Source organism: Mycoplana sp. BE70 (assembly GCF_031455855.1).
Taxonomy (GTDB): Bacteria; Pseudomonadota; Alphaproteobacteria; order Rhizobiales; family Rhizobiaceae; genus Mycoplana.
This window is the reverse complement of record NZ_JAVDTM010000007.1, coordinates 298407-318664: the sequence shown is the minus strand read 5'-3', so window position 1 is coordinate 318664 and position 20258 is coordinate 298407. Positions and strand designations below refer to the sequence as shown.

At 62.4% G+C, this 20258-nt stretch carries 24 protein-coding genes; 1 reads left to right on the top strand and 23 read right to left on the bottom strand.

Translation table 11 applies throughout. The annotated features are described in order from the left end of the window. Positions 1–77: 77 nt before the first annotated feature. The 18 genes from J2Y48_RS15505 to J2Y48_RS15420 form a co-directional block, all read right to left on the bottom strand. Positions 78–1814 carry a hypothetical protein gene (locus J2Y48_RS15505; RefSeq protein WP_310419740.1) on the bottom strand — a complete coding sequence of 579 codons (1737 nt, stop codon included), beginning with the start codon at positions 1812–1814 and terminating at the stop codon, positions 78–80. Then, positions 1814–2209: a DUF6950 family protein gene (locus J2Y48_RS15500; RefSeq protein ID WP_310419738.1), complete on the bottom strand. Its 396-nt coding sequence runs from the start codon at positions 2207–2209 to the stop codon at positions 1814–1816. Before J2Y48_RS15500 ends, J2Y48_RS15505 begins: the two co-directional genes overlap by 1 nt. Then, positions 2209–2778: a hypothetical protein gene (locus J2Y48_RS15495; RefSeq protein WP_310419736.1), complete on the bottom strand. Its 570-nt coding sequence runs from the start codon at positions 2776–2778 to the stop codon at positions 2209–2211. Before J2Y48_RS15495 ends, J2Y48_RS15500 begins: the two co-directional genes overlap by 1 nt. Next, complete coding sequence (locus J2Y48_RS15490) at positions 2778–3500, bottom strand: hypothetical protein (protein ID WP_310419734.1); 723 nt, start codon at positions 3498–3500, stop codon at positions 2778–2780. Before J2Y48_RS15490 ends, J2Y48_RS15495 begins: the two co-directional genes overlap by 1 nt. Then, positions 3500–5614: a tape measure protein gene (locus J2Y48_RS15485; RefSeq protein WP_310419732.1), complete on the bottom strand. Its 2115-nt coding sequence runs from the start codon at positions 5612–5614 to the stop codon at positions 3500–3502. The genes J2Y48_RS15490 and J2Y48_RS15485 overlap by 1 nt, the downstream gene beginning before the upstream one ends. Before the next feature lie 118 nt (positions 5615–5732). Then, complete coding sequence (locus J2Y48_RS15480; protein WP_310419730.1) at positions 5733–6161, bottom strand: gene transfer agent family protein; 429 nt, start codon at positions 6159–6161, stop codon at positions 5733–5735. Continuing rightward, complete coding sequence (locus J2Y48_RS15475) at positions 6161–6622, bottom strand: phage tail tube protein (RefSeq protein WP_310419728.1); 462 nt, start codon at positions 6620–6622, stop codon at positions 6161–6163. The genes J2Y48_RS15480 and J2Y48_RS15475 overlap by 1 nt, the downstream gene beginning before the upstream one ends. Before the next feature lie 76 nt (positions 6623–6698). After that, positions 6699–6905, bottom strand: coding sequence for a hypothetical protein (locus tag J2Y48_RS15470; protein ID WP_310419726.1), 207 nt, complete (start codon positions 6903–6905; stop codon positions 6699–6701). Next, on the bottom strand, positions 6905–7321 hold the full coding sequence (locus J2Y48_RS15465; RefSeq protein ID WP_310419724.1) for a DUF3168 domain-containing protein: 417 nt from the start codon (positions 7319–7321) through the stop codon (positions 6905–6907). The genes J2Y48_RS15470 and J2Y48_RS15465 overlap by 1 nt, the downstream gene beginning before the upstream one ends. Then, complete coding sequence (locus J2Y48_RS15460; protein WP_310419833.1) at positions 7318–7776, bottom strand: HK97-gp10 family putative phage morphogenesis protein; 459 nt, start codon at positions 7774–7776, stop codon at positions 7318–7320. The genes J2Y48_RS15465 and J2Y48_RS15460 overlap by 4 nt, the downstream gene beginning before the upstream one ends. Beyond that, positions 7776–8105, bottom strand: a complete 330-nt coding sequence (locus tag J2Y48_RS15455) for a phage head closure protein (RefSeq protein ID WP_310419722.1) — start codon at positions 8103–8105, stop codon at positions 7776–7778. Before J2Y48_RS15455 ends, J2Y48_RS15460 begins: the two co-directional genes overlap by 1 nt. Further along, positions 8105–8674 (bottom strand): head-tail connector protein, encoded by a 570-nt coding sequence (locus tag J2Y48_RS15450; RefSeq protein WP_310419720.1) that lies wholly within the window; start codon positions 8672–8674, stop codon positions 8105–8107. Before J2Y48_RS15450 ends, J2Y48_RS15455 begins: the two co-directional genes overlap by 1 nt. Continuing rightward, positions 8674–8826 carry a hypothetical protein gene (locus J2Y48_RS15445; protein ID WP_310419718.1) on the bottom strand — a complete coding sequence of 51 codons (153 nt, stop codon included), beginning with the start codon at positions 8824–8826 and terminating at the stop codon, positions 8674–8676. Before J2Y48_RS15445 ends, J2Y48_RS15450 begins: the two co-directional genes overlap by 1 nt. A gap of 63 nt (positions 8827–8889) precedes the next feature. Beyond that, positions 8890–10200 (bottom strand): phage major capsid protein, encoded by a 1311-nt coding sequence (locus tag J2Y48_RS15440; RefSeq protein ID WP_310419716.1) that lies wholly within the window; start codon positions 10198–10200, stop codon positions 8890–8892. A gap of 33 nt (positions 10201–10233) precedes the next feature. Continuing rightward, on the bottom strand, positions 10234–10902 hold the full coding sequence (locus tag J2Y48_RS15435) for an HK97 family phage prohead protease (protein WP_310419714.1): 669 nt from the start codon (positions 10900–10902) through the stop codon (positions 10234–10236). Next, a complete protein-coding gene (locus J2Y48_RS15430; protein WP_310419712.1) occupies positions 10874–12157 on the bottom strand; it encodes a phage portal protein in 1284 nt (427 codons plus the stop codon). Before J2Y48_RS15430 ends, J2Y48_RS15435 begins: the two co-directional genes overlap by 29 nt. Further along, positions 12154–13842 (bottom strand): terminase large subunit domain-containing protein, encoded by a 1689-nt coding sequence (locus J2Y48_RS15425; protein WP_310419710.1) that lies wholly within the window; start codon positions 13840–13842, stop codon positions 12154–12156. Before J2Y48_RS15425 ends, J2Y48_RS15430 begins: the two co-directional genes overlap by 4 nt. Before the next feature lie 14 nt (positions 13843–13856). Then, the gene (locus J2Y48_RS15420) at positions 13857–14243 is read right to left on the bottom strand and encodes an AraC family transcriptional regulator (RefSeq protein WP_310419708.1); all 387 of its coding nucleotides are present in this window, start codon (positions 14241–14243) and stop codon (positions 13857–13859) included. A 367-nt stretch (positions 14244–14610) separates the two neighbouring features. Here J2Y48_RS15420 and J2Y48_RS15415 point away from each other — a divergent pair, with 367 nt between their 5' ends. Beyond that, positions 14611–14820, top strand: a complete 210-nt coding sequence (locus tag J2Y48_RS15415; protein WP_310419706.1) for a hypothetical protein — start codon at positions 14611–14613, stop codon at positions 14818–14820. Positions 14821–14828: 8 nt separating this feature from the next. Here J2Y48_RS15415 and J2Y48_RS15410 read toward each other — a convergent pair whose 3' ends face one another. The 5 genes from J2Y48_RS15410 to J2Y48_RS15390 all read right to left on the bottom strand — a co-directional run bounded on the left by J2Y48_RS15410 (position 14829) and on the right by J2Y48_RS15390 (position 20173). Then, a complete protein-coding gene (locus J2Y48_RS15410; protein ID WP_310419704.1) occupies positions 14829–15197 on the bottom strand; it encodes an HNH endonuclease in 369 nt (122 codons plus the stop codon). A gap of 136 nt (positions 15198–15333) precedes the next feature. Further along, positions 15334–16134, bottom strand: coding sequence for a hypothetical protein (locus tag J2Y48_RS15405; RefSeq protein WP_310419702.1), 801 nt, complete (start codon positions 16132–16134; stop codon positions 15334–15336). A gap of 283 nt (positions 16135–16417) precedes the next feature. Beyond that, complete coding sequence (locus J2Y48_RS15400) at positions 16418–18226, bottom strand: phage/plasmid primase, P4 family (RefSeq protein WP_310419700.1); 1809 nt, start codon at positions 18224–18226, stop codon at positions 16418–16420. Between the two features lies 1 nt (position 18227). After that, positions 18228–19445 carry a primase-helicase zinc-binding domain-containing protein gene (locus J2Y48_RS15395; protein WP_310419698.1) on the bottom strand — a complete coding sequence of 406 codons (1218 nt, stop codon included), beginning with the start codon at positions 19443–19445 and terminating at the stop codon, positions 18228–18230. Further along, positions 19442–20173, bottom strand: a complete 732-nt coding sequence (locus tag J2Y48_RS15390) for a Nin-like protein (protein ID WP_310419696.1) — start codon at positions 20171–20173, stop codon at positions 19442–19444. The genes J2Y48_RS15395 and J2Y48_RS15390 overlap by 4 nt, the downstream gene beginning before the upstream one ends. Between the last annotated feature and the right edge of the window lie 85 nt (positions 20174–20258).

The window sequence follows — 20258 nt, the reverse complement described above, 5'->3', positions numbered from 1 at the left end:
AGCGCTTTTTCAGCTGTATTTAGTGGCGGCTCAGCTGACGACACGTCGCGTCATTGGCCGAGGCGACGTCGTATAGGTCAGACGGTCGCTGTGCGGTTGATATAGGTCGTCCAATCTGAAGAGCTGGCAGCCCATGTTCTGAGCCGGAACTTGTACTGCACGCCGTCCGACAGATAGGCCGAGCGGACATTGGCGCTCCCTGCCTCAGATAGTGTGGACCGCGCCGGCTCTCCGCCAGACACTGGCTCCCACTCGAGTTCGTAGGTGAATTCCGGGTTGGTCGTCGTCCAGGACGCCAGCGCGTAAGCAGCCTTCTGTCCGCCGGAAAGTGTCTCGCTCTTGATGATGACGTCGAACCCGGTCGGGACCGGCACCCCCTCAGGCGGCAACGGCTCGACGCTCGTGCCTGGCTTGCCTTCCTCCATGCCAGCATTGAAATCGTAGAGGCCGGCTGGGACGATGATGCCGGAGAACGCCACGGTCAGGTTGCGCAGCGAGATCGTCGGAACGTCGGTGATTTCGATGATCGCCTCGTCGAGCTTGGGCGGCACGTGAACCTTGACGAAACGCCGGTAAGGCACATTCTCCGCCGGCTCGTAATGCGCCACCACCGAGACGCGCGGTGCATTGGCCCGGAGGAAAGCGATCTTCTGCATCCGCGAAACATGGTTGTGCGACTGCACCGCCTCGTTGTCGACGGTTTTCGTCCGCTCCGTGTCCTCCTCTGGCAGGTACGGGTTGCCGTAGATTGCAGCATCGGCGGTGTTGTAGTCCTTGGAAGTATCGACGTAGCGGCCGCGCACGGCAAGGACAGTGCCAACCTGCCGAGTGTTGCCATCGAGCTGGACGCTGATGATATCGGCAGCCGTCAGGCGAATATCCGGCGCAACGAACTCACCGGCGTGAACGCCGACCAACCCATCCGCCCGCTCGTAGACGACGAGTTCGGCGGCCTGGTCCATCACCCGGCCGACCTCGACCGGATCATTCTCGGCGCGAAACCAGAAGCCGCCATGATAGCGCTTCTCTGTGGCCCCGCTGCGGTTCGTCACGTTCTGGTCGCAGACGTTGGCAGCGTTCTGCCATTCGGGCAGATACATGTCGCTGCGGGTCAGCTTGCCGCCGACGGGGCTGGTCAGATGCCAGAGTCGCATCAGCGCCAGATTGCGCGAGAATGCTGTGGCTCCTGTGCGTGGATCGTAAAGGCGCAACCCATCGATCACGCCCGAATATTCCGGCATGTTGTTCGGGAACACCTTCATGAAGCGCTTTTGGCTGGCCGACTTCACCCGCATCAATACGGTGGCCAGGCCATCGCCGCGGTGATCGTTACCCCAGATCGTTGGAAAGGCCGAAACGATATCCGCATAGGCCGTCGACGCGTTGGCGCCAAGTCGCGTCAGGATGCGAAGATATTTCGTGCCATCGTAGGTGAAGTGCCCAGGCGACGTCACATCGTTGTTGCCGTCGAGCGTCAGCTTCTCGTCATGCGCATAGTGCTGGACAAAGCCCTCGATGCGATGCGCCGCCATGCAGATGATATGGTCAGCGGTCCCGCCCTTCTCCTCGAGGAACAGGTAATCGCCACCCTTCTTGGTGCGTCCGAGCACATAGGATAGCGACGGCACATTCTGCTTCAGATTGAAGCTGCCATCCTCTGGCTTCGGCACGTCAGGTTTTCTTGCCAGCAGCTTCGATCCGAAGGCAAGGCCGCCGATCGCCAGCGCATAAGTGCCGAGGTAAAGCGCGTTGGCGGCAAGGGTCGTCGTCGCGATCGATGACACGATCAGCGCCAGCGTTTCCAATCCAGGCATTAAATTCTCCAGATCGCCAAAGGCTTTGCGACCATCGTGCCGACGCGGTCGATGAAGCGGACCCGCCAGCGCGCGCTGTCGAAGATCGCGCCGAACTGCCGATGAATGTTCGTTGCACTGCCGATTACGCCAACGTCGCCGCAGCATGGCTGCGACACGCGCCGCCCCCCAATGACAGCCGCCGCCTCTTCCATCAGTAGAACGCAGCCTGCGGCCTCGGCGACGATTGCGCGCATATGCTCGTCGTCACGGACAACGCCACGCCACTTTTCGATCGGGTCGCGATGTCCGAGCCAGATGGCCCACGCGGCCGGAAACATCAGGCAGTTGACGGATGCAGGCGCCCATGGCTTTTCGTCGTAAGCGCGGAGGAAGTCTCCAAGAGCAGTCTCCATTACAGATCCGGCCAGCGGATTTTCTTGTCGCGCAACAGGATGATGCGCTCGGCGATACGATCAGCCGGTGCGGACGGGTTGAGGATGGCCGCCCTCGCCTTCTGGTCGACGTCGGACAACACCGAGCCATTCGACTGCTTGCGCAGCGAGAAGCGGTTGGTGATCTCGATCGTGATCGTTGAGCGGATCTGCTCGCCATCAACGGTGTCACCAAAGATCAGGTTGTCGATGCGGCCGGTGAACTTGACCGCAGGCGCGCCCATCGGCTGGTCGTACTGGTCGCACTTCTGGATCAGGATGCGGAAACGCGATCCCGCGATGGTGCCCGCCTTGTAGTCAGCCCAGATCGCGTTCGACGTCGCCACGTCAATGCCGGAGATGACGAGCGAAAGCGTGAACGCCTCCGCGTTGATCGCCATTTCGATGTTGCTCAGCGCGTCTTCCGTTAGGACGCTGGAGCGATAGACGTTGCCGTCGTCGTCGACGAACGGACCGCCAGAGCCGTCATACCAGCGCAGTGTCTTCGACGGCAGGTCGGCCTGCGCCAGGATGCGAAGCGATTTCAGCATCAGGCAAGCCCCAATGCGAGCGCGTTCCAGTAGTCCGTGGCCTCGACGAACGAGACCGAAGGCAGCGAGTTTTTGCCCACTGCGTTGCGGTCCACGTCCATGCCGCGATCGTCGGCCATGTGACAGAGGCAGGTCGGTCGATCGAACTCCAGCGCAGAGCCGGCCGGGATGAACTCGCGGACCGACGGCGAGATCGGCACGGTCCAAATATCGCCATCGATGGCGATCACCGGGCCGATCTCGTAGAGCGCGTGGTTGAACGAGAACATCACGCCGGCCAAGTTCGGCGCTGCGTTGATGATGCGCAATTTGATGACTGTTGCCCCGAGCGCCGTATTGCCATCGGTCACGACCGAGATGGCGCCCTGCAGATAGGAGGCGCCGTCATCGAACAGCGCGTCGTCATCGTGCGGCACCTCGGTCTGCGGCTCGAACTTGCCCGACACATACGGCGCGGACAGCCCCGCGCGTACGGGCACCACGATCAGCCCTGACCGTCCCGACAGCTTCTGCCGGACCGCCTGCCATGTCTGCCACTGCTCCCGGTTCCGGTTTTGCAGCACGACGTTGCCATACTGGATGCTCCAGTGACCGAGGTCAGTCCGGATCGCCGACTCGACGCCGCCCAGCGAAGCGCCGCCGGATCGGGTGAAGGCTACCGGACACGGCGTTATCGTCTGCGGCCGGAGCACGCAGAGCGGCCATTCAATGATGTCAGCCATCAGGAGTTCCTGTAGTCGCCGCCGGCGCGCTGCGCCTGATACTTCGCCACCGCCGCGGGAGCGCGAGCGTCGGCGCGAGCCACCGCCACGTTCACGATCGTGCCGCTCTTCGTTTCGATGCGCTGATCGGCGATTTCAGCCATCCGCCCGCTATCGTCCTGCAGATAAATGGTGACTTCGTCTCGGCCGCCGCCCAAGCCTTTGCCTGTCGACATGCGGAGATCAACCGGGATGCGGCGGCCGTCCGGCAAGGGAACAGCCGCCTCCGGCCCAGCCTCTCCAAAGATTGCTGCGGTGCGCGAGATGCCGCCGCTGGCAAACTGCTTCAGTGGCCTTCCCCGAGCCGCGATGCCGCCGTTTGCAAACCCAAAGATGGAGAACAGGCCGCCCAGGAATCCGCCACCCCCGCCGAGACCGGCAAGCGGCCCTTTCCCGAGAAGGATGGACTGGGCCACCGCCTCGATCAGCGTGTTGAGGAACTTGTCGAGCGCCTTGTTCCCCGTCTCGATCTGCGGGATGAGATCGGAGAAGGCGTCGTAGGCCGAATCCGCGAAGAACTCGGATGCTTCCCTTGCCTGGCGCTGCGACTGATCCAGTCGTTCCGCCGCGGACGTTGCCTCGGCATAGCCTCTCGCCATCGCCTCGATGCTGGCCTGAACCTGCGGAGTGATTTCCACACCCGCCTTTTGCGCGGCATTCAGGAGATCCTGCTTCGACCGCGCGAACTCGATCGAATAACCGAAATCATCGATCAGGGGATTGAGGCCGGCCATCGCGGCCGTTTCGGCCTGGATCGCCGCCGTCCGCTCCTGGATCTGCTCGACTTCACGCTGGAAGCTATCTGCGCGGCTACGGCCACCACCACCCTTGCCTTTGCCCTTGCCTTTCGACTTCGAGGCAGGTAGGTCGAAATCCGCCAGTGAAACCGGCGCGACTGTCGCCGCAGCCGGCACACGGCCATCCTTCGGCGTCGTCAACGCCCCCTTGCCGAGGACGCTGTTCTTGATGGCTTCTGAGGTGAGTTCGCCCGCCTTCTGGATTTCGTCTTCAAAAGCCTCGTTGATCCGGTCGGTGATGCCCGCCGTCGAGGTGACAGTCAGGGCGCCGCCAAGAAACTCCCGCCGTGCCGCGCCACCGGTCAGCAACTTTCCGACGTTATCCCACCCCTTCATGTTGCCGACCGCATTGGCGAAGTCGTTGGCGGACTTGATCCCGGAGTTCATCGCCGCAATGACGGCGCTGATCTCGGAGATCAGATTGTCGAAGTCGATGCTGTTGACGAAGGCTGCGACCCGGTCGATCTCAGCGCCGAACGTAGCCGACGCTTGGGCAGATTCATTGAATCGGCGTGCGGCATCGACAAGCGATGTCTGCAGGTTCACCAGCCGCTGGTCGATTGTCAGTGTGGCGTTGGCGACCTTGTCCTCCAGGACGACGGAGCCCGCCTCGAACGCCCGGAAGAAGGCCTCCGAAGAGACAGCACCATCGACGACGAGCTGACGGAGCTTCGCCACCGAGCCGCCAGCCTCCTTGAGGCCGGCGGCGGCGGCCTGGGCGAACGGGAGAGCACCTTCGAGGATCGAGTTGAACTCTTCCGCCCGGACCACACCGGAGCCGAGAGCCTGCGACAGCTGCAGCAGCGCACCGCTCGCCGATTGCGCATCCGTGCCGGCAACGCGCAGCGCCACCGCGACGTTGTTTGTGAACCCGAGCAACTCGTCGGTGGAGATGCCGAGTTCCTTCTGCACGATCGCGGCGCGCCCGTAGAGCGTGACAAGCGATTCCAGCGGGGCGGCGTTGGCAAGCGCGCTGTCGCGCAACCGGCCATAAACGCGTTCCAGCTCTTCGCCAGAAAGACCGGCAACCTTCAGCGCGTTATCGATCCGGGTGGCGGTGTCGACCAGGTTCTTGGCGCCGGCCGCCCCGCCGATGATCGCAAAGGCGCGAGCAGCCGCATTGAAGCCGGAGGAGAGGTTTCGGTTCATCGCCTGGAAACGCCGCTCGATCGCCGTGGCGCGTTTGTTTGCCACGCCGTTCGCTTTGTTGAGGGCGTTCTCGAACGCCTTCGTCCGCGCCTCCAGGGCGACGATCAGCTTTTCAACGTCTGTAGCCACTAGAAGCCCTCGATGCCAAGTTCAGCCAATCGGTCGTCGCTCATTGCCGGTGCACTCTGGTTCCCGCTGGGATGCGCCTCCCGGAAACCATCTTGCATGCAGGCAAACTCCCAGAGGGTCATTCCACCGATGTTTCCGGAGACGACGCCGGCCCATTTGTAGAAGCTGGAGAACCGCCACTTGCCTCGCGGGAGCGGGTTGCGCTCTGGCTCACCTCCCCCGCCGCCGGCTCCCCCGGCATGTCGTCCTCGCTGCCGAAGAGAGCGGACATCAGCACAGCCTGGGCGATCATCACCGACTCCGTCAAAGGCCTATCCTCGACGAAGTCTTTCACCAGCTTCCGCGCGGCTTCCTTGTGCAGCCCTCCGCCCTCAAGGCCGAAGCGGATTGTCTCGGTGATGTCGTTGATGAACCAGCGGCGCGTTCCGAGCCGCTCGAGGATGAACTGTGGGCCGGCATCGCATTTGTCCTGCAGGCCCCGCAGCAAGTCGATGGTGAGCTTGAAGTCGTGCACACCACCCGCCCATGTGAGTTCGACGCCCTTCATCAGGGGGCGGCCTTGGCCGTGCAGGTCGGCTCTCCGTCGAAGCGCAGCTCGATCTCGCGCGTGACGATTTTGCCCTCACCCTCCAGCTCGCCGCTGTCGTTCAGAGATGTCATGTAGGCGAAGCCGGTTTCGTATTCGGTGTCGCCCACACCAGCCGCGACATGCGCAACCCGGACGGACTTGCGCTGCTTCAGATAGATCCAGTCCATCATCATGCCGTGAGACTGGCGCGCCCATTTTGCAGTGCCGCTGACGGTGACGACGAGCGGCCCCGGTTCGACCAGCGTCTCGGCGCCGGCGGCTTCGTCATCGCAGTCCTTGGGTACGGAGATCTCCTCAAGGGCGAGGCTGCGATTGACCTGGCGACCGGTGATGCCGCAGATCTTGGCATAGGTGCCTGGCGTGTCGGTCTCGACCTCGACAACGAACTCGTGAAAGCGCTGATAGTTGGGCGCGGCCATTGTCTTTTCTCCATGTGGCAAGGGGCCGGAGATCGTCCAGCCTGGAAGGGCTTGCGCCCGGTTTCAGAGGAATGGGCTACTTCGCCCGGTTGCGCCGCTGCCTGATAGCTTTGGCCTGCTCTCTGGTCGGAGACGGAACTTCCGTCGCCAGACCTTTCGCGACCGCATAGTCGACGACGTCGCGCGGTCGCTCCTGCGGCTCCGGGCTTGGCTTGAAGTTGAACGAGTAGATCGACCGAGGCCGACGGAAGTTTCCCTCGGCATGAACAATCATCCAGGCCATTATACCTCCTCCGGCTCCTCGACGAGCGCCGTCACCTGCACGACGCCGTGCACGGTGAGCGGGTCCGGATCGTCGATGATCCGCCACAACGTCACGCGCATGTTGACCAGCGCATTTTCGGTCAGTTGCAGGCCTCGCTCATGCAGCGCCTTGCGGACCGCGGCGATCATGTCATCCATCGTCCAGCGGTTCGGCTTGCGCGACCAGATATCGAGCTGGATCGTGATCTCCTGCCCGCCGATGCAATCGGCCTCGTCCGGAATCCCGTAGAACGGGCCGCGGCTCATATACGCGTTTTTTTCCCCCCATGGCTTGTCGGGAACCTTGTCGTAGATCGCGTTTAGTCCGGCCATCACCGTCGCGTCGGCAAGGAGAGTATCACGGATGGCGTCCCAGAGTTCCTGTCCTACGCTCATGATGCTGCTGCTTCCTTCGCCGCTTTCTTGATGGCTCGCGTCACCTTGCCCTTCACCCGCTTCCGGACGATGCGCCAGCCTGGGTAGAAGAACGGCTGCGCCGGGGCGCCCGGGTTCTTTGAGCCTGCGAACTTGCCCTTGTTGACATGCGCCGACGTGCCGAACTCGACGAATCTGGCATAGAAGGCATCCCCGCCGCCGGCGTAGATGGTAATGCGCAAGTTTCCGGCGTTGGCCTTGCTCGATGCAATCGCCATTGCGCCTTTCGGCGCATCGCCCCAGGTCCAGCCGACGCTGTCGACCAACGCGCCGCTGTCACGCGGAGCAAGGCTTTTCATCAAGGCCACGGCCTCGTTGGCGCTCTGCTCCATCGCCTCTTTGATCCGCTGCTGCGCAGCCTCGGGGATGGTCTTCGTCAGCTTGCGACGGAGGCGGTCCAGACCGATGACGGCCATCACACCCCACGCTCGACGAGCAGCGAGATCCACTGCCGATCGGTTTCGTGCGTTACGTCGCGGATGTTAAACTCGTCGCCCGTTCGGACATCCCTCACCCGCCAGTCGGTGGTGACCTGCCGCGTCTGCGACGAGGCACGGACGGTGATGATCTGCGGATGCCTTCCCTCCAGGCGACCAGCCAGGACGCTCTCGCCGCCGCGAAGATGACGATAGGCGGCACGGCACTGGAACTGCTCGTGCCAGTCGCCCCGGGTGTTGCCATGGCCGTCGTCGACTTCGGAGCGTCGATCGAAGGCGACACGGTAGTGGAGATCGCCCGCATCCATCACACACCCACCCGCCGATAGGGCGCGACGAGCGCGTGAACACCGAACGGCAGTTCCGACCGCGCCTCGCCCACAGCTTCACGATTGGCGTAGAAATGTCCGACCATCAGAAGGAGGGCCGTCTTGATCGCAGCTGGCACATCAGCGGCGGCCGTCCCGGCAACATAGGTAACACTGACAGCGTCGGGCCGCGTGTGGGTAGTCGGCCATGCCTGGTCCGGCGCCAGGTCAACATAGCTTCCGACGGCATCCGTGCGAAGCGTGTAGACCGTATCGGCGACCGTCTGGACAACATTGTCGCCGTCGAAATATTCGATCTTGGCGATAGAGGCGACCGGCCCGACTGGCAGACGCATGACGCCGAGCCTACCGAAATCCTGCCGCCAGGACTGTGTGACCAGCGCCCGCCCGAGAGTACCGGACCATCCGTCAAAATGGTTCACGGCCGCAGCGATCAGCGACGTGATCAGATCGTCATCATCGCTGAAATCGACGCGCAGGCTTGCCTTGGCCTCTACCAGAGAGACGGGCGTCGACGCCGGTGCGGAGGTGCGGACGGGCGCAAGCATCACTTTGCGGCCTTCTCGGCCTTGTTTTTCGGCGTTCCGGCCGCACCAACGGCGTTCAACGCCTTCAGGCGATCAAAGTCGGCCTTGCTGAATTCACGCTCGGTGCCTTCCGGCTGGCCGTCCAGCGGCTTGAGTAGAACTGCCTTGACCATGATGCTTCTCCTTCGGTTCATAGAGAGGGCAGCTAGGCTGCCCTCCTTGATGAGCCGAACTCGTCAGGCCACGCGGCCGAGGTCGCCGTAGACAAGCGCCTGCGGACGGTAAATGGCGAGTGCAAGGCGCTCTTCCGCACGGATCGTCACCTTGTTCTTGACGAAGTTGTCCTGATCCTCGGTGGACACCTCGACGGTTGCGTCCTGGCGATCGAAGATCTGGGCCGCAAGATCGAATGCGCCGACCAGGAACTTGTCCTCCGCCATGGCCTGCGTCGGAATGACCGGAAGCCCCCACAGGGTTGGGTTGAGCGTGCCTTGCGGGTTGCCGATAAGGTAACGACCCTGGTCGTCCTTCAGCATCTCGATGAAGGCCCAGTCGATCGGGTTGAGCACGACACCATTCGGCGGGTACTCGGCAAGTGCGACCTGGAGCATGCCGAGACGAACCGTGTCGATCATCTGCCCCGCCACAAGGCCACCCGGCGCGGCAAATGTCGTCGCTTCCGTCACCAGGCCGGACAGGCTCTGGCCGACGCCGCTGCCATTGAGGAGTTGCGTCTCCTCGACATAAGCGAGGCCGTAACGGAGACGGTTGTCGATCATGGACCGCAAACCAGGAGCATCGGCAAGGATCTGCACCGAGGCGCGCATCCAGTGAGCGATAGTGCGAACCGTCGCAGTCGCCTCTTCGAACTGGATCTCGGACTGCGGCTTTAGAGCGCCTTCGGCGACCGGGGCAGCGTTGTTGGTGAACAGCTTCTCCTTGTCATACTCGATGGAGTTGGAGGAGGTGTTGCCCTGAGCGAGAAGCGCGCGGATCGTCATGCGGCGCCGCGGCAACTCGACAGGTGCGGCGCGATCGGGACGAACCAGCGTGCCGACGGAGCCGGGCGCATCCGTGGTGAGGGACGAGATATCCTTCACCTCGACGATGTGCCGGCCGCGGGGACGGGTCTGGCCAGCAAAGGCCTTGAAGCCTTCGTCCTCGACAAACCGTTCGCCGGCGGTGCGCGCCTCGTCGGCCGGCTGGCCGCGGCGAGCCATCTTCTGCTCCATCTCGTCGAGACGGGCCTTCGCCTCGTTCATGCCGGTAATCGCCTGGTCCGCCAACTCCTTGGCGGTGGATGCCATTGGCACACCCTTTTCGGCTTCGGCGAGTGCCTTCTCAGCAATCTCCTTGACCTTGTCGTGCTTGGTCTCGAAGTCGCGCTTGAACTCGGCGGCGAGCTCTGCCGCGGTTTTTCCGCCGCCACCGCCAGAACGGTCCGGCGCATCGAACACAATACGAGGGCCGAAGGGAAGAGCAGCCATGGAAGCGGCCACAAATGCGATGGAACCGCCGCAGAGGACGGCCAGATTACGTCCCGACATGGGAACCTCCTGATTTCGGTTTGAGATCGGGCGTCAGCCCATCAAGGCGCGCAGGAATGCGACGCCGTCGTCAGCCGCGTCGACAGGGTCCCCCTGCCCCTTCAGGTGGAGACGCGCGGCGCGTTCCGCCTGCGAGTTCGAGAAGCCCAGCCCCTTGAGCCAGGTTTCGAACTCTCGTTCTGTCAGCCGGTCCCCGGCCTTCAGCTTCTCCGTAAGATCATGCGCGGCCTTGGCAGCCTTCACGCTCTGCACAACCGCATTCTCGTTGGCGCCGACGGAAACGATGCTGACCTCGACCAGATCCAGTTTCTGAAGCGTCCAGACGCCGGTTTCCGTGTCGACGCTGTATTCCTTGATCCGATAGCCGATCGACAATCCGTCGATGTCGCCGGCCTTGAGGAGAGCATGGGCTTCCCGGCCGCGTTGGACATCCATGTTCAGCTTGCCCCGCATCAGCAAGCCATGATCGTCCTCCTTGGCGTCCAGCCACTTCCCAATCGGCTCATCCGAGTTGTGCTGCCAGAACAGCTTCGGCATGGTGCCTTTCGCCTTGTGGACGGCGAGGCTTTCCGCATACGCGCCATCGGCGATCACATCGCCATAGGCGTCCGGCTCTCCGCCGAACGTGGAACCGTAGCCCTCAAACTCGCCGCTATCCTTAAGCGACTTGATCTCAAGAACCGGAGCCGTCTTCTTGTCCATTAGGACCTCCGTTGATGGCGGTGGAGAGGGGGACGTCCTGCATCTGGACGGTAACGACATCACCGCCCTCTACTGGCGGAAGATTTTCCAAGGCCCTGCACTCGTTCCGGGTGGCAATCCCCATGCGGATCGCCTTCTCATAGGCCTCATATCGGCTGGCCGTGTCGCCGCGCAGCAGGCCTTCGAAGTTGAATTCGATGGTGATGCCCTGCTCCCGCCGCTCGGCAAGCGCAACGAGCTGCTTCAAAAGCGCCTGTTCGATCCTCTTCAGCCGCTTGCGAAGCGTGAATTTCTGGAAGCCCAGAACGTCCACTTCCTTGCCGGTCCCCCAGTTCGAGGCTTTGTCACCGAAACCGACCATCGCAGGAGGCACGCCGAAGATCCGGCAGATCTGCTCGCCGCTGAACTTGCGGCTTTCAAGCATCTGTGCGTCCTGCGGGTTGATCGTAAGCTGCGTCCAGGTCAGCCCGTTGTCGAGCAGCATCGGTCGGCCTTGGCGGATCGAGCCCATGTACTTCGTTGCGAGATGCTGCTCGAGCTCCTGGCGCTGCAGAGGCGAAAGCTGGACTTCAGGTTTGGTCGATAGAATACCGCTGGGGTTAACCCCGTTCTGAAACATCGCGCCCGCGGCACTTTCCGCCGCCAAGGCATCGTCGAAGACGCTGCGGCAAATGGAAAGGGTCGAAGATCCGGAGATGCCGTCCCCGAGTGCGCCGCGAATATGCAGGATGTCTGAGCCGCGCTTGACTATTCGGCGGCCGTTCTCGGTCCACTCGTATTCGAGATCTCCGCTCTCTGTCCTGCGCACCTTGACGATATCGGGTCGCACGGGGTGCAGCGCACTTAGAGCGCCATCGCTGGAGCGCCGCTCTATCACGGCGTAGGCGTTGCCGTGCAGTTCGATGCTGGCTGCCATAACCTCCCAAAAGTCGACGGCGGTCTGGTCATAGTTCGGGCTGTCGTGCAAAACGAAATAAAGCGGATGATCCTTCGCGACCTTCCGTATCCCATTTTCCGTCCGATAGACCATCAACGGCAGCGAAGCGATCGTGCCCGCGATCAGTTGCACGCAGGCCCAGGTCGCGGAAAGGCCAACGGCCGCGCCAGGCTGACCGAAGCGTCCATCACGGTAGCCAGCGAGAGTCACCTGATTGGTGACGAAGTTGTCCGCGTTCTCGGTGGAAGCGGCCCCGCCTCGCCACGGCTCTATGTCTTTTGTGCCCTCAAGGCGCAGAAGTCGCTTGAACCAGTTCATGCATAACTCGCTATCCACGCCTCAGCATCAAAGGCCGGGGCTGCTTCCGGGTTGAGGAACATCAGCATCGCCGCATTGAACAGCGCCATCAGCGGGTCGATCTTCGACGCGCCGGCCGCCTGCTTGGTGACAATGTAGTTCGAGCCCTTCAGCTCGGTCTTGGCGTTGCCGACCGCCCACGCCATCAGTGGTTGGCCGCAGTGCTGCATCGTCTTGTCCTTGAGCTTGCGCGGCAGCGTCGTCACCGCCGACTGCAGCTTCCAGCCCTGTCCGACGGCCATGGTCAGATCGCCGGCCATGCCGCGCTCCGCCAGCGCATCGAGAAGGCTGGCGACCCCGAACGCATCGAGGCCGATGCCGGCCTTTTCCGGCAGCAGGCCGGCCAAGAACAGCCGCTCGCAGATGTCGGCGATCTCGGTGATGTCTTGGTCAACCTCGTTGCAGACGACCAGGTCGCCGTCACGCTCGAAATCGCGCAGCCGCGGTGCGATCTCCTTGCGGCGCTCAAATACGTCCGGATGCGCCCAGGCCTTTCCCCACGCGAGCCACTTCCGCGTTTCCCGCTGGCGCCCGATAACATCCATCGCCATCAGGTCGTCGAGGCCACCGCCATCGATGCCGACGACACAGACGTCGCACTCGGCCATGATCCGCTCGAGCGTCAGGCCGGCGCAAGTTGCGCCCTCCCAATACGTCGCCCCGGCCCAACGATCGGCATGAAGGCCGAGGCCGACTTCCACGTTAAAGTGCTGCGAGGCGATCAGCGCCAGCTTCTCCGGCCCCTCGCGCTCAGCCGTGGCGACCTCGCCGGCGAGATAGTCTTCGTTGACCGACCGGTTCAGGTTCGGATTGACAAGGCCCCAGTTCTCGCGCCGCTTCCATCCGCCGTCGACGGCATCTTCCGCCGGCAACTCGTAGAGCACGGCCAGCATTGGGAAGTCGAAAAGGCCGTCGCGAACGTCTCGAGCCTTCTGCAGCTCCGCCTTGAATACGCCGGCCGGAGGCGTCTTCGATTGGGTCGTGATCTGCAGCAAGAACCCATCTGGCCGCGCCGCCAACGATCCGCGGATCTCGACGAAGATATCGGCGGCCTTGGCGATGGCGGCAAAGACGTGGGTCTCGTCGATCAAGATGTAGGTTGCCTTCGAGCCGGTGATGACGTCGGCTGCGGCAGCCTTTACGACGATCACGGCGAGCGTATTCTGATGCGTGATCTTCTTCAGGTGATCCTGAGGATGGAACAACTTCGCCAGCTCGTCGTCGAGTCGGATGATGCCGACGGCCTGCTTGAACGAGATATCCGCGATCTGCTTCGTCGGCGCTATCAGCAGCAGTTCCGCTTCCGGCCTCTCGTTGAGGATCGCAGCGGTGACGATGATCGCAGCCGCGATGGAGGACTTGCCATTCTTTTTCGGCACGAGCAGGAAGAACTCGCGCAGGGCACGGCGCTTAGTCTCCGGATCGTAGCTGCCAAAGACGACGCGGACGAAACCGAACACCCACTCGTCGCAAGCCTCGCCGTAGGTCGGATTGCCGATGATGTCCGGTACGCGCAGCCGCTTGAAGATGCGGAGCGCCTTTTCCGCGACGGCATCGTAGAGCGGCAGATCGGGGATGAGCGACCGCTTGCCGCGGATCCGCTCCTTCCAGTCGGGAACGGCCGTCGACCAGGTCGACGCCGGCATCCAGGCCGTTTCCACTACTGCATGCTCCGATGCACGCCGGGCAGCAGGTCGCTGCCCCATTCGCTATCTGCGCCGGCTGTCTTCGCGGCCTCCTTCTGGGCCGCCTTCTTGCCGAGCTTCTCGGCGGCCTTTTCGGTGGTCGCCCGATCACGCTGCGCATCACGCATGTTGCGATCGGCATCCATCATATCGGACCGCTCGATCATCTTCCCGAGCTCCTTCAGCGCCGCGACGTTGCCGGCATTTGCCTGCTCCATCGCGATCTGGAAGCGCCGGGCATCCAGACGGTCGCGCATGGCGTAACGCTCTTTCAGCTCGGCTCTAAAATACCGCTTCACCGTCGCTGGAGAGACGCCGACTCCGTTTGCCAGCCGCTCGATCGACCAGCCGAGCGCCAGCAACAGCTTGATTTTGTTGCGGTCATCCTCGGTCGGCTCATAAGGAGGCCGGCCACGCTTGCCTCTCCATGCCGGGACCGGATGCCCGAATAGGTCAAAAATCGTGTCCATCCGAAAAAAATCTCTGCGTGAGGGGGACGCGGGTCCGGGCCGGAGGGGGCCTCCAGACTATCGACCCGCCCCCCCCGGCGTTGCACTTCGGCAACAGGGGTCGAGGAGTCGGAGGTCGAGGGGTGGAAACCCGGTTTTCGGGTCGTAGGAGGCGAGGTTAGCCTCAATAACTTTTCTAATTTCTCGACCTCACCACCGAGCCTGCGCGCGCTCCTGCTTCTGTTTCGAGCGTTCAATCTGGCTTAACCCGCGACGGACTATGCTCTGGGTCATGGTCAACAACGTCTACAAATTCAGACGCGTGAAGTGGGGCAACCCTCGCGAGAAGCTGAAGGTTCTGAGCGAGGACATCCAGCGACGGGTTTGGCTTGATCGGCTGTCACCTGTCTCTTTCTGGTCGCTGGCCGCTGCCGTATGGACAGTGATCTTCACCAGCGTCATTGCGATACTTGTCTACGTGGTGCCGTAGCTATCGGATCACCACAGAGCTTGCGCCCGCTCCTGCTTCTGCTTCTCGCTGTCGTGGTAGGCCTTGCTGACGACCTGCAGGTTGTCCTCGTCCCAGAACAGCCGCTCATCACCGCGATGCGGGATCTTGTGGTCGATCACCGGACTGTTGTCGGCCGGATGCTTGCCGACGCACATCACGCCAGTCTGCTGGCAGGTGTAGTTGTCGCGCAGCAGGATCTTCTGCCGCAGCTTCTGCCATCGTGACGTCTTGTACCAGCTGCGCCAGGCGACCGTCTGGTCACGCTCACGCAACCGCGCCTGCTCGTCGCCCGCTGCCCTGCCGATCCTCGGAGCGAGAGTGGAGAGGCGCGGCCTCAATGTCGACAACCGCGCCATCTCACCCGCCCACAAAAGCGAAACCCGCCGAGCGTTTCCGCCAGCGGGTTTTTGAACCTGATTTAACGTGCTGACTATCTGTCAACTTCCAAACGCACGCAACATCATTTTGAAGCATAGTGATTTCTTCGCCATATCAAACAGATAGGCCATTTCCTTCAGCTCTTTTTACCCTCATCCATGGGTGCCGATCCGGCACAAATTCGAAGAGCTCATGTGCCGACAGGCGCCCGCAAAGCGAATCTTGCAGCACTTCGAGGGCCGATTGCCACAGCTGCCAGTCCAGCCTGGCAAGGATATCGCCACGCAGCGGACGGTTCAGCCTCCACTTCCGATACGCCCCCTTGATCGGACGATGACGGCGCTGGTCGTAACCGTTGTCGGTGTAGGTGTAGACGCGACCCAGGCTGTCCTTTGCCTTCCGGTCGACGAACCACATGGCGCGCCCGTTCACGTCGATCAGCGGCCGTGCGCTCGGCTCATCCGCATCCCACGACGGCCCGCGGCCCAGCATGGCGGCGCTGATGACGAGATTGACCACATGCTTGCCGTTGAGCCTGTCGCTGCGGTTGCGCTGTTCATCGGCGACGCGATCAACCTCGGTGCAGATCAGACCGTGGGGGTCCTCCCATTCAGGGAAAGGATGCCAGCCAGCAGCGATCTCGAAGCCGTCGCGCTTCGCCAGCTCGCGCACCGCATCACCGACAATCAGAGCATCTGCAGCCGGCTCGCCCTCGTACACGTAGCCGGGGATCGCGCCGTAGTAGTTGGGGTTGCGGTCGATCATCGTTCCGAGCGCTGCGATCTCGACAATCGCATTCCAGCTCGAACCGGCCACCAGCGATCCGCCGTTCCCGGCGCCCACCTTCGGCAACTCGTGGACGAAAGCCCAGGTCAGAAGCTGTTCGATCGTGGTTTTTTTCATCATCTTTCCCATCTGACCAGTTTTGACTAGTTTCTGACCAGTCGAATGAAGAGTTTTGTTTATAAAGTTCATGCACTTAGACCAGTCTGATGAGTTATCTTCCTAATCGCATATAACCACCCTCCGCACCTCCCACCGCTCACATAATGAGACGTGCGAAAACTCGTCAGAACTCGTCAGCCACCTTGATTTCATTGTCTTTTCTCTCCCTTTGAAGTGGTCAGGCACCCGTCAGCAACTCGTCAAAACTGGTCAGATACAAACCGGCAAGGAGGGGTTCCGGGGAGATCACCGGTCAGGAAAATTCGTCAGGAAACGGCACATCTGGGTCGAAGCGGCCCTCGGGCGGATCGACTGGCGAGGCCCGCGCCGGTACGTTCGCTAGCCGGATGCCGATGTAGACGACGCCGGTGTCGGTGCGCTCCTTCGGGAACTTCTTGCCCATGATGCGCCCGAAGCTGGTGACGTTCATCGGCTTGCCGCCCTGGTCGATCGTGTCGTCGCAGTAGGCCTGATAGAGCACCTTGCCCTGCAGTGGCGACGCAATGGCATCGCGGATGACGCACCGGCCGACGAACCCCGCCGTGCGGTCCATGTCGTCGCGGTAGTCCTGCGTGGCGCGCTCCACCGCTTCCGGGATCACGAGCCCCTCGCGCAGGAAGACATGAACGCCCTCGATCAGCCAGTTGAGGATGCCGGGATATTCCGGCTCGAAGGACGATACGATCTCCTCGAACTCTCGCCGGTCCTCCTTGGCGATCTTGTTCGGCCAATGGATCACCGCCATGCGCCGCCAGATGCCGTCGTCCGTACCGGTGATACGCGGGTAGCCATTGCCGCTCATGATGGCGACGAAGATCGGCAGGAAGTCCGTGTAGCCGGTGAAAAGATCGCGCGCGGTGATCGTCTCCCCGCCTGTGAGCTCCTTCACCAGGTTCTCGCGAAGATCCTCGCCCTCCGGAAGCTCCTTGACGCGCAGCAGGCGCCGTCCGTGCAGACGGGCAAGGTCAGGGCTGGCGCTACCGGAGGATCCGCCTTCGCCGATCAGGCTCGTCGCCGGAAGTGTCACCGATGCCTCGCCAAGCAGCCTGCAGAGCGTCTCCATGTAGACGGATTTGCCGTTGGCGCCGTCGCCGTAGTGGAAGAACAAATACTGCACAGTGATGCCCAGCAGCCCGAGCCCTGAACTCACCTGCACCAGCCGGCGGACCGCAGGATCGGGTAGCTTGCTTTCGATGAAGGCCATCCACTTCGGGCACTTCGCGTCGGGCTTGTAGCGCACCGGCACGATATGGGTGATCATGTCCTGCCTGCGATGGCCAGGGATCACTTCCAGCGTCGAGTCGATGCAGGCCTCGATGAATTCCGGCGCATCCGGCGTTTCCATCGTGCTCTTGTGGCGTGGATTGCGGCGTCGTTCGGTCTTGCGATGAAAGCGCAGCGTGGCGTTCTCGACGGCCACCATCATCCGGTCGGCGTTGAAGTCGTTCGGATTGCGCATGATATGCGGTGCGGCGCATTCTAACGCCGCATTCATCTTGGCAACGTTCTTCGAGGTAACGGCATGATCGAGGCGACGCTTGACGCGCTTCCCATGCGCCTCGGTTGCCTTCGCCGCGCCGGCAGCAAGTCGACGCTCGACCGGTCCGCGTTCCTCTTCCGGCTTCTTCAGCGCTTCCTGACCCTGGTCAATCAGCATCTGCTCGAAAGCGTTCGGCTTGATGAATTCGATCTCCTGCGCAATGCGGTCGCCTAGCCGCTGCGCCAGTGCCTTGGACTTCGGCCCGCCGTTCGAGGCATCCCAATGGGTTCCCGTCCAAACAGCGAAGGCCGGCGTCTTGGCCTTTTCCTGGGCGATCACCAGCAGATCGGAGCCGAAATGCACGATCATTCGCTTGCCGTTGTCGGTGTCGGAGTGATCAAGCTCGGCGCAAAATTCCAGCGCCGCTTTATCAGCTTCGAGATCGGCCAGGATGTGTGCGGGATCCTCGTCCGCAGGACCGGCAGGGGTTACGGGGTTTTCGCCGCGCCGCTGCTCTTCGGCCTCGCGCATCTTTTCGCGGACAGCCTCGGGTAGTTCAGGTTTTTTCTTTCGCTCTGCCACGTCACCCTGCCATCAGTTTGGAAAAATCGGAGCCTGTGGGAGGCCACCAAGTCTCTATTTCGCGCCCCCCACGGGAATGCAGCCTCTCTGCGCGCGCCATGGCGGCAGCGGTAAACACGGGCTCGCTATCGCCGTCGGCGAGCAGCACGAGCTGCGCAACGCGATCAGGAAAAACCAGCACCTCGCCGGGCTGGAGATCCTGCTTCGGCTCCGGTCCCTGTACGCGGACCGCGCGCGAGCGGCCGCGCTTGTCAGTCATCGTAAGCGTCGGATGATTGAAGGCGCTGGCGGGATCCGCAGGGCCAGCGAGGTTGCCGAGATCACCGGCGGCGAAATAGAAGGTATCGCGGGGAAAGCCCTCGGCGCCGGCAATGGCGAGGCCGTTCTCGATACCTTCGCCGCCGACCCAGCGTGTCGAGGACATCAAGCCGAAGAGCGGGATCATCGATCCCCTCTTCACACCCTGCATCTTTTTCGTCGGCAACACGTCATCGCCATCGGCAAGCAACGGGCGGAATTTAGGTCCACGAGCCAGATCTATCCACGTCTCGTGGCAACCGGTGACCTTCCCGTCCATGTCGACGAACGGCGCGATCATGGCCGGGCCGACATGGAGGCAGGGATGGTGCCCACGATCGTCCTTGCGGCTGCTCCAATAGGAGTGTGTCGGATCAAAGCGGATATTGGCCCATACGGCGTCTGGCATCTCGAAACCCGTGCGCAGCTGCAGGTAATCGGCTGCCGCGCAGCGCTCGCCTGGCGCCACCTTGCGCGCGTTGAAATAGATGCCGCGTCCCTTGGCGATCGCCTTGTCACGAAAGTCGTTGCTGGCGCGCGCTGCTACCTCGGCATTATGCCGACGACGATCTTCGATCACCGCCAGCCGCGCAGCCCGCTGCTCATCGGTCTCGCGCTCACCTTCCGCAGGGATCTCGCGCTGCAGCGCTTCGCTGCACGCGGTCAGAAAGCCGGTTCGCGTAGAGACGTCGTGGCCGCGCGCGTGGGCGATGAGCCCGATGCCGTCGCGCCCGCCGCGGCCGCATTGCCGGCAGTTCCATGCCTGTTTGGCGGTGGAGATCGAAAACCGATCCCGGCCCCCGCAGACGGGGCATGGACCAGAGAATTCGGATCGCGTTAGGGTATAGCCCAGGATTGCCGCGGCATCGGTGACCGATACGGATCTGGCCTCGTCGATGAAGACGTCCAGAGCGGCAGTCATTGCGCCGCCTCCCCGTAGCCGCAGCCGTCGCCGCATTCCGCGTCGAACTCGTCGAATTCTGCAGTGTCGAACATGTCGGGATGGCGCTCTACACGGTCCATCAGATCGGCGACGCGAACCCTTCGATCGAAGAAGCCATCGCGCTCCACTTCCTTCTGGTTCCACCAGAGACCACAAGAAGGATTGCGCCGGATGCGGGCAAGGCGAATAGCCTTGGGCACGGCGAAGCAGAGATCACAGTTACCCTCCCATGGCTCCAGGGCCAGGTCGAAGTCCATCTTCCGCCAGAAGTTCATGACGTCCGCCTTGCGGATCTTCGCGTTGGCGAGTGGATAACCGACACGGCGCCCGGTCTCCTCGGCTTTGGCAAAGCCGCGCAGGATGCGTTCCCCCTCATCGTCGCGCAGGCCGATCAGTTCCGCATACTCACCTTTCTTCCAGCCTAGACTTTTGGCATAGGCGAACATCGGCTCCAACTTGAGCATGCTGGTGCACCAGCGCTCTCGCCAGTTCGGCAATCGCTTCTTCTTTGCTATGATGGCGTCAAATGGCTCGCCGTTTCGGCTTGCGCTGTTGAAACCAACCTCTTCGAAGCACGGCTTGGTGTCTCGCCATTCCAGCCAAACAATTCGAACGCCGAACCTGCTGCCGCACTCGAATACGAAGCGGAGTGTCTCCTCGCGTTCCTTCCCGGTATTCGCGAAGGCCACAATCACATCGTCGGGCAATCGCCCCCCATGCGCTCTTACGATCTCGTGGAGCATGAAGGCAGAGGTGCGGCCGCCTGAGAAGGAGATCATGGCCGGACCACGA